Source organism: Thermomonas sp., from assembly GCF_025993755.1.
Classification (GTDB): Bacteria; Pseudomonadota; Gammaproteobacteria; order Xanthomonadales; family Xanthomonadaceae; genus Thermomonas.
Window position 1 is genome coordinate 1 of the sequence record NZ_JAMQHN010000092.1, and the last position, 8,209, is coordinate 8,209.

Consider the following 8,209-nt stretch of genomic DNA (forward strand, 5'->3'; position numbering starts at 1 on the left):
GATCGAGCGGGTGATGGCCTGGCGGATCCACCAGGTGGCATAGGTCGAGAACTTGAAGCCGCGGCGATGCTCGAACTTGTCCACCGCCTTCATCAGGCCGATGTTGCCTTCCTGGATCAGGTCGAGGAACTGCAGGCCGCGGTTGGTGTACTTCTTGGCGATGGAGATGACCAGCCGCAGGTTGGCCTCGACCATTTCCTTCTTGGCCTTGCGCGCCTTGGCTTCGCCGTAGGCCATCGCGCGGTTGATTTCCTTGAGTTCGGCCAGCGTCACGCGCAGCGACTTCTCCAGGTCGATCATCGACTGCTGTTCGGCGACGATCAGATCCTTGGCGTCGCGCAGCGCGCTGCCCCACTTCTGCTTGCGCTTGAGCAGTTCGTCCACCCAGCCCAGGTTGGTCTGGTTGCCTTCCCACGCCTTGAGGAAATCCTTGCGCGGCATCTTGGCGACGCGGGTGGCCAGGTCGAGGACGAGGCGCTCGTGTTCCTTCACCTTGCCGACCACGTCGCGCAGGTTGTTGACCAGCAGGTCGGTCAGCGGCAGCGGCAGTTTGAAGGTGACGAAGGTCGCCGCCATGTCGGCGCGCGCCTTGGCCGCAGGCTTGGCCTCGGGACCGCCCTTGGCGACCGCCTTCACGAACTTCGCGTATGCCGCGGCCATGGCCTCCATGCGGGCGGCGACTTCGACCGGATCCGGGCCCGACGGCGCTGGCTCGTCGTTCGAACCGTCGTCCTCGTCGGCATCCTCGTCGTCGTCCGCATCGGCATCGGCGTCGATCACGTCGGTGTCGGCCGGGATCAGGGCCTCTTCGGCCTCGCCGAGCAGTTCGTCGTTGAAGCCGACGACGATGTCGGCCAGTCGCTTCTTGCCGTCCTTGTGCAGTTCCCAGTCGGCGAGGATCGCCTCGATCGTGGGCGGGAACGTGGCCAGCGCCGCGTTCATCTGCGCCAGACCTTCCTCGATGCGCTTGGCGATGGCGATTTCGCCCTCGCGCGTGAGCAGGTTCACCGTGCCCATCTCGCGCATGTACATGCGGACCGGGTCGGTGGTGCGGCCACCGTCGTTGTCCATCGAGGTCAGCGCGGCGGCGGCTTCCTCGGCGGCGGTTTCGTCCACGTCGCGACCGCCGGCCTGCTGGCCGGCCAGCAGCAGGGTTTCGACATCGGGCGCAACCTCGTGCACCTCGATGCCCATGCCGTTGATCATGCTGATGATGTCTTCGATCTGCTCGGCCTCGACCATGTCGTCGGGCAGGTGATCGTTGACTTCGGCGAAGGTCAGGTAGCCCTGCTCCAGGCCTTTGCTGATCAGGAGCTTGATGTCGGACTGGGGAGCCGTCTGCCGCTCATTGGCCATGGGTCATGCCACCGTATTCGATTGAACCGCGCATGCGCGGCAGGGAACCGTCAATTCTACCACGTCATGAACGTCGTCTTGCGGACACGTCAGGACTGCAGAAGGAACGTCACCGGTCCGTCGTTGACCAGGCTGACCACCATATGGGCGCCGAAGCGGCCGATTTCCACCCCCGGCGGGTGAATTTCCCGACAAATGGCGACCAACCGTTCAAATCCGCGTTCGGCCTCGGCCGGTGGGGCCGCCGTGCTGAAACCAGGGCGCATCCCGGAACGGGTGTCGGCGGCCAGGGTGAACTGGCTGACCAGCAGCAGTTTTCCGCCGATCTCCGTCAAAGAACGGTTCATCTTGCCGGCATCGTCTTCGAAAACACGATATCCGAGCAGCCGCTGCGCCATTCGCCGGTACTGCGCCTCGCCGTCGCCGGGCTGGACGCCGATCAAGGCCAGCAGGCCGGGGCCGATGGCGCCGACGGTGTCGCCATCGACAGTCACCTTTGCTTCGGTCACGCGCTGGATCAGGGCAAGCATGCGGTCATTCTGCCTTCTTTTCCTGCCGTGGGAAGGGCTTGGCGTGTCCTGCTTGCACAGGTGGGTATCCGATCGCTTCGCGGTTCGAGGTCCTGCGCAGCGCACCAGCGGGCTGTCCCCTTCCGCGAATGTCCCCCGGCAGCGGGACTGACCGCTGCCTCCTCCTTGATTTCGCGGAAAGTGACAGCCCGCTGATGCGCCTCATTGATCTGGTATAGCGGTCGTGGGCAGAACGCATCCTGCGCACTCCCAGCAAAGACGTTTGATGCCGGTTGGCGCGGATGAACGCGGATCAACCCTTCGAATTAGTGCTTCGTCCGCGTTCATCCGCGTCAATCCGCGTCCAAAACCAGTCTTCAAAAAGCCGCGCATTGGTGTGTTGGATCAAGGGAGGGGAAAAGCCGCGAACGTCGCTCATACAATGAGCCGATGACCGACCTCGCCGCCGCGCTGCTGTACGCCCTGGCCTGGGCCTTCGCGCGCCTGCCGTGGCCGCTGCTGCGTGCGCTGGCCGACGGGCTGGCGCGGCTGTGGATCGCGCGCGATGCCCGCGAGGCGCGGGTGGCGCGGCGCAATCTGGAGCTGATCCGGCCGGATCTCGACGCCGCCGCCCGCGAGGCGTTGGTAGGCGAGATCCTGCGGACCACCCTGCGCCAGACCTTCGAAACGCTGCGCCTGTGGACGCGACCGGTGGCGCGCAACCTGGGTGACATCGCCGAAGTCCACGGCGAGGCGTTGTTCGATGCCGCCCTGCGCAGCGGGAGTGGCGTGATCGTGGCCGCGCCGCACATGGGCAACTGGGAGCTTCTGAACCAGTGGCTGGCCAGCAAGACCCCGCTGGCGATCCTGTATCGGGCACCGGAGTCGCGGGTGGGCGAAGCCTTCCTGCGGCGGGTACGGGCCAACGCTGGCGGTCAGGTCGAACAGGTGCGCGCCGAGGCGGCCGGCGTGCGCACCTTGCTCAAGCGGCTGCAGAAAGGCGGCGTGGTCGGCATCCTGCCCGACCAGCAGCCCAAGGCCGGCGAAGGCGAGTTCGCGCCATTTTTTGGCAAACCGGCGCTGACCATGACCCTGCTCGGACGGCTGGCCCATCGCAGCGGCGCCCGCGTACTGCTGTGCTGGTGCCGGCGGTTGCCGGGTGCTGGCGCGCCGCGTTTTGCGCTGCATGTCGAAACCGCCCCCGAGGGCGTGGCCGACGCCGATCCACGACGGGCGGTGGCGGCGCTCAATGCCGGCGTGGAGGCGGTGGTGCGGCGTGATTTCGGCCAGTACCAGTGGACCTACAAGCGCTATTCGATGCAGCCGCCCGATTGCAGCGATCGGGTCAATCCCTACATCGACCTGTATCGGTGAGCCGGATCGTGGGTTGCCGAACGGAGCTCGCCCGAGCTTCGGCGAAAGGTCATGGGTTTGCGGCGGCGCGCAGCCCCTGGCGGTAGAAATCCTCGATGTCGCCGCTGCGCTCCGCCAGGGAAAAGCGTTGCATCGGATATCCGCGCCTTGCCGGACGCGCCGCATACGTTTCGCGCAGCGCAGCGGCCAGCGCGCCGGCGTCGCCGACCGGCACCAGCGGGAATGGAATCAGGTCGCGCAGGTAGCTGGCGCCTTCGCTGGCGGTGGTCAGCAGCGGCAGTCCGGCGGCCATGGCCTCCAGCAACACCAGTCCGAAGGGCTCGCTGCGGGCGGCGGAAACGAAAAGGTCGAAGGCCTCCAGCCAGTCGCGCGGGGTTGCGGCGAAGCCCGGCATGACGATGGTGTCCGCTGCCGCCGCACGCAGGTCGCGCCATGCACCGCCCTGTCCGACGATGACCAGTCGCGCATCGGCCGGAAGCGCCGCGCGCCGCCAGGCCTCGATCAGCACGTCCAGTCCCTTGCTTTTTTCCACCCGCCCGAGCGCGCCGAACACGAAGGCATCCGTGTCGATGCCGAACGCCTGGCGCAGCCGCGTCCGGGCGTCGGCCGACGGCGCGACCGGCAGCGTCCAGTTGTCGATCTGCACGCAGCGTGCCCGCATCGACTCCGGAATCGCATCCAGCTGCCACGGCGCGATGGCAATCAGGCCGTCCAATCCGGCGTGCTGCTGCGGTTTGTAGCGGATGTGCAAGGTGGCGATGCGCAGCGGGCCGCGTCCCGGACGCATTCGCCGCAAGGCCCGGCAGCCGCCCGACAGGTGGCCGTGGGCAACATCCGGCGACAGGGCCCGCAACGCCCGCCGCGCGTGCCAGCCGGCGAACAGGTCGGGGACGACGACCTGCCTGACGTTGGGCGCAAGCCGCGGTGCGATCGCATCCGGTCGCTGCTCGGCACCGGCGCGGCGCAGCACCATCGTCACGTCATGGCCCGCCGCAGCCTGCGCGTTGGCCAGCTCGACCGCATAGCGCTCGCTGCCGGCGAAATGGTGCGTCAGCAGCAGGTGGGCGATCCGCAGGGGTGTCGACACGGCGGCCGTCATCGCGCGTCGGCATCCGGCTCTGGCGCCGAATGCGGCGAGCAGGTCGCAGGCATGGCCCGAGCATCGAGGAGCCACCAGCGCCGGCCGTTGGCGATGCCCATGTCGCGGGCGTGGGCGGCATCGATACAGGGCGGCATCGCCTTGCCTTCCACCAGCAGCCAGCGCTGTCCGGGGCGCGCGCGCTGCCACGCCAGCGCATCGTCGAATTGCAGGGCGGCATCGCGCTTGAACCCGAAATCGGCCGCCGGGCGGTCGGCCATCAGCAGCTGCTGTTCGCGCCAGCCGACCAGGCCCAGTTCCGCCGTCGGGCCGATGGCCTGACCGACCGCGCGCATCAGCCCGCGCGAGGAACTGCCGTCGTTGAGCAGGGGCGCGCCGATCAGCGAATACAGCAGCCACAGCACGGTCAGCATCGCCACCAGCGCGTGCCGTGCGCGCAGGCGGCCGAACCACAGGCATGCGCCCAGCCCGAACCCGCCCGCGGAAACGAACATCCACGCCAGCCCGATCGCGACGTGGGCATCGCGGCCGTCCATGAACTTGCGTTCGAAGGCGGGGTCGCTGGTCAGCATCGCGATTCCCGCAGCCAGCGCCACCAGCGAGAACACCGCCGTGAACGTCAGCAGCAGCCGCTGCGCGCCCGGCTTGCGCAGGATGCCCGGCAGCAGCGGTGCCAGCGCCAGCGCCAGCATCGGCAGCGCCGGCAGGATGTACATGTCGCGCTTGCCGCTGGGGATGCTGAAGAACACGAACACCAGCAGCGTCCAGCACAGCGACAGCAGATAGCGCGCATCGCGCCGGCGCAGCCGTCGCCGCCAGGCCGGGATCGCCCAGGGCAGCACCAGCACGGTCGGCAACCAGTTGGTCAGGACCACTTCGATGAAATACCAGGGCGCCTGCTGGTGGACCCAGGAATCGGAGTAGCGGGTGACGGTCTGGCGCAGCAGGATGTCGTCGACGTAGGCGCGATAGTCGGTGCCGCCGTTGCCCAGCGCCGCAATCAGCATCGGCACCAGCCAGACGCAGCAGGCGGCAACGAAGGCCAGCGGACCGAGCCAGAATTTTGGGTCGCGGGCATGCACGCGCACGTGCGGCCAGCCGCGCAGCGAGGCAAACGCCGCCGGCAGCAGCAGCAGCAGCGCGATCACGCCCACGCCCTTGGTGATCGTGCCCAGTCCGGCCGCCGCCCAGCCCAGCGCCCACATCCGCCAGTCCGGTCCCTTCCACAGGTGGCGCAGCAGGGCGTAGCAGGACAGGGTGATCCAGAACACCACCACCGGGTCGATCTGGGCTTTCTTGGCATGCCAGGTGAACTGGATGGTCAACAGCACCGCCCAGCCGGCATAGACTCCCACCTTCGGCGTCCACAGCCGCTTGCCGAGATCGACCACGCACCACAGGGTGCCGAGCGCCGCCAGCAGCGAGGGCAGCAGGAAGGCGATGCGCAGGTTGCCGGTCAGCCACAGCAGCGCAGCCTGCATCCACATGAACAGCGGCGGCTTGTCCGAATACAGCTCGATGCCGCGGTGCGGGAACAGCCAGTTGCCGCTTTCCACCATCTGTCGCGCCACCAGCGCGAAGCGCGGCTCGTCGGCCGGCCACGGGTCGCGCAGGCCCAGTCCGGTGGCGAGGATCAGCAGCGCGAACAGCCAGAACAGCCAGAGGTCGCGTCGGGATCGGTTCATCGTGGGCATCATGGCGGAAGCTCAGGTCTTGCGCAGCCGCGCGCAGAAGAAGCCGTCCCTGCCTTGCTGGCCCGGGAAGCGCTGGTGACCGGAGCCGGTGTCGATGCCGAAGCGGGCGTCCAGCGGTACGCACGCGGCGTCCGGCGTGCGGGCGAGAAACGCTTCGACCTGCAGCGCATTTTCCGCGCGCAGGAGCGAGCAGGTGGCGTAGACCAGCGTGCCGCCGGGAGCGAGCAGCGGCCACAGCGCATCGAGCAATCGTGCCTGCGTCGCGCACAGCGCAGCGATGTCCTCGGCGCGGCGGTGCAGCAGCACGTCGGGCTGGCGACGCACAATGCCGGTGGCGCTGCAGGGCGCATCGATCAGGATGGCGTCGAACGGCGCGCCGTCCCACCACGCGTCGGGCCGGGTCGCGTCGGCAACGCGGGCGTCGATCTCCAACCGCAGGCGAGTGAAGGCCTCCTGCATCCGCCGCACGCGGCGGGCGTCGACGTCCAGCGCGGTGATGCGCAGCGAGCCTTCGCGTTCGGCCAGGTGCGAGGCCTTGCCGCCGGGGGCGGCGCAGGCGTCGAGCATGCGGGCGCCGGCGGGCGGGGCCAGCGCGTCGGCCACGGCCTGCGCGGCGCCGTCCTGCACCGACACCAGGCCGGCGTCGAAACCGGGCAACTGCGCGACCGGCAGCGCTGTCTCCAGCCGCAGTGCGTCGGCCAGCTCGGGGCAGGGCTGTGCCGCGATCCCGGCGTCCGCCAGGAGGACAAGGTAATCGTCGCGCGTGATCCAGCGGCGGTTTACCCGCAGCCAGAGCGGCGGGGTGTTGGCGCTTTCGGCAAAGATGGCCTCGGCCTGCTGCGGCCAGTCGGTGTGAACCTGCCGCGCCAGCCACGCCGGCCAGACGGCTTCGGGTGCGGCCGGCGGCAGCCCCTCGCGCTGCGCGCGGCGCAGCAATGCGTTGACCATGCCGGCCTGATGCGTGCGTCCGAGCGCACGCGCGGCATCCACGGTCGCGGCCAGCGCCGCGTGTGCGGGCAGGCCCAGCTCCAGCTGCGCCAGCCCGACCAGCAGCAGCGCGCGCAGCGCGCCGTCGCGGCGTCCGAGCGGCCGAGCCATCCAGCCGTCCAGCGCGGCGTTGCAGCGCGCGCGCTGGCGCAGCGCCGTCAGCACGATGGCCTCCACCAGCGCGCGGTCGCGCGCATCGTCCAGTGCCGGCAAGCCGCCGGCCAATGCCGATTTCAGCGAACGACCGCGGTGCAGGACCTCGTCGAGCGTGCGGGCGGCTGCGGCGCGGGCGGCGACGCCGTCGCTCATGGCCACAGGTCGCGGCGGGCGTTGATGTAGTCCTGCGCCGCGATGGGTTTGCCGCCCTCGCGCTGCAGGATGCGCAGGCGCAGCGCGCCGACGCCGCAGGCGATGTCGATGCCCTCGCGACCGGCGCGCAGCACGCTGCCGGGCGCTGCCGCGTGGTTTTCGTCCAGCGCGATGGCCGAATGGATGCGGACGCGTTCGCCCAGCAATTGTGCTTCCGCCACCGGCCACGGATGGAACGCGCGGACCTTGTTCGCCAGTACCCGCGCCGGCTGCGCCCAGTCGAGCCTTGCTTCCGCCTTGTCCAGCTTGTGCGCGTAGGTGACGCCTTCGGCCGGTTGCGGCTGGGGCGGCAGGTGGATCGTCGCGCGCAGCAGGCCCAACGCGTCGGCCAGAACGTGTGCGCCAAGATCGGCGAGGCGGTCGTGCAGTTGGCCGCCGGTCTCCTCGGGTTCGATGTTGATGGCCTTCGAGAGCATCACCGGGCCGGTATCCAGCCCCTTCTCCATCTGCATCAGGCAAACGCCGGTGCGGGTGTCGCCGGCCTCGATCGCGCGCTGGATCGGCGCCGCGCCGCGCCAGCGCGGCAGCAGCGAGGCGTGGACGTTCCAGCAGCCGTGTTGGGGGATGTCCAGCACCGACTGCGGCAGGATCAGGCCGTAGGCCACCACCACCATCACGTCGGGCTGCAGCGCGCGCAAGATTTGCTTCGATTCGGCGCTGCGGAAGTTTTCTGGCTGGAGCACCGGAATCCCGCGCTGCAGCGCCTCGAGCTTGACTGGCGAGGACGTCAGGCCACGCCCGCGTCCGGCGGGGCGGTCGGGCTGGGTGTAGACCCCCACCACCTCGCCGCGCAGGGCGGCGGCGCGCAGGCAGGGCACCGC

7 protein-coding genes are annotated in these 8,209 nt (G+C 69.3%); 1 reads left to right on the forward strand and 6 read right to left on the reverse strand.

Annotated elements, in window-relative coordinates:
• Positions 1–1,356 (reverse strand): sigma-70 family RNA polymerase sigma factor (locus tag Q0X16_RS06405; RefSeq protein ID WP_297832161.1); only part of this gene is annotated, 1,356 nt, incomplete at its 3' end.
• 89 nt (positions 1,357–1,445) lie between these two features.
• Positions 1,446–1,886, reverse strand: a complete 441-nt coding sequence (gene dtd, locus Q0X16_RS06410; protein ID WP_297832163.1) for a D-aminoacyl-tRNA deacylase — start codon at positions 1,884–1,886, stop codon at positions 1,446–1,448.
• Positions 1,887–2,315: 429 nt separating this feature from the next.
• Between dtd and Q0X16_RS06415 the strand changes: the two genes are divergently transcribed.
• Entirely contained in the window at positions 2,316–3,239 is a 924-nt protein-coding gene (locus Q0X16_RS06415) for a lauroyl acyltransferase (protein WP_297832166.1), read from the forward strand.
• Between the two features lie 49 nt (positions 3,240–3,288).
• Here the strand turns inward: Q0X16_RS06415 and Q0X16_RS06420 are convergent, their stop codons facing one another.
• The 4 genes from Q0X16_RS06420 to fmt all read right to left on the reverse strand — a co-directional run.
• A complete protein-coding gene (locus Q0X16_RS06420; protein ID WP_297832169.1) occupies positions 3,289–4,326 on the reverse strand; it encodes a glycosyltransferase in 1,038 nt (345 codons plus the stop codon).
• Between the two features lie 8 nt (positions 4,327–4,334).
• The gene (locus Q0X16_RS06425) at positions 4,335–6,023 is read right to left on the reverse strand and encodes a glycosyltransferase family 39 protein (RefSeq protein ID WP_297832172.1); all 1,689 of its coding nucleotides are present in this window, start codon (positions 6,021–6,023) and stop codon (positions 4,335–4,337) included.
• A gap of 21 nt (positions 6,024–6,044) precedes the next feature.
• Entirely contained in the window at positions 6,045–7,328 is a 1,284-nt protein-coding gene (rsmB, locus tag Q0X16_RS06430; RefSeq protein ID WP_297832175.1) for a 16S rRNA (cytosine(967)-C(5))-methyltransferase RsmB, read from the reverse strand.
• Positions 7,325–8,209, reverse strand: an 885-nt coding sequence (gene fmt, locus Q0X16_RS06435) for a methionyl-tRNA formyltransferase (protein ID WP_297832178.1), incomplete at its 5' end; no start/stop codon positions are given. The genes fmt and rsmB, both read right to left, overlap by 4 nt.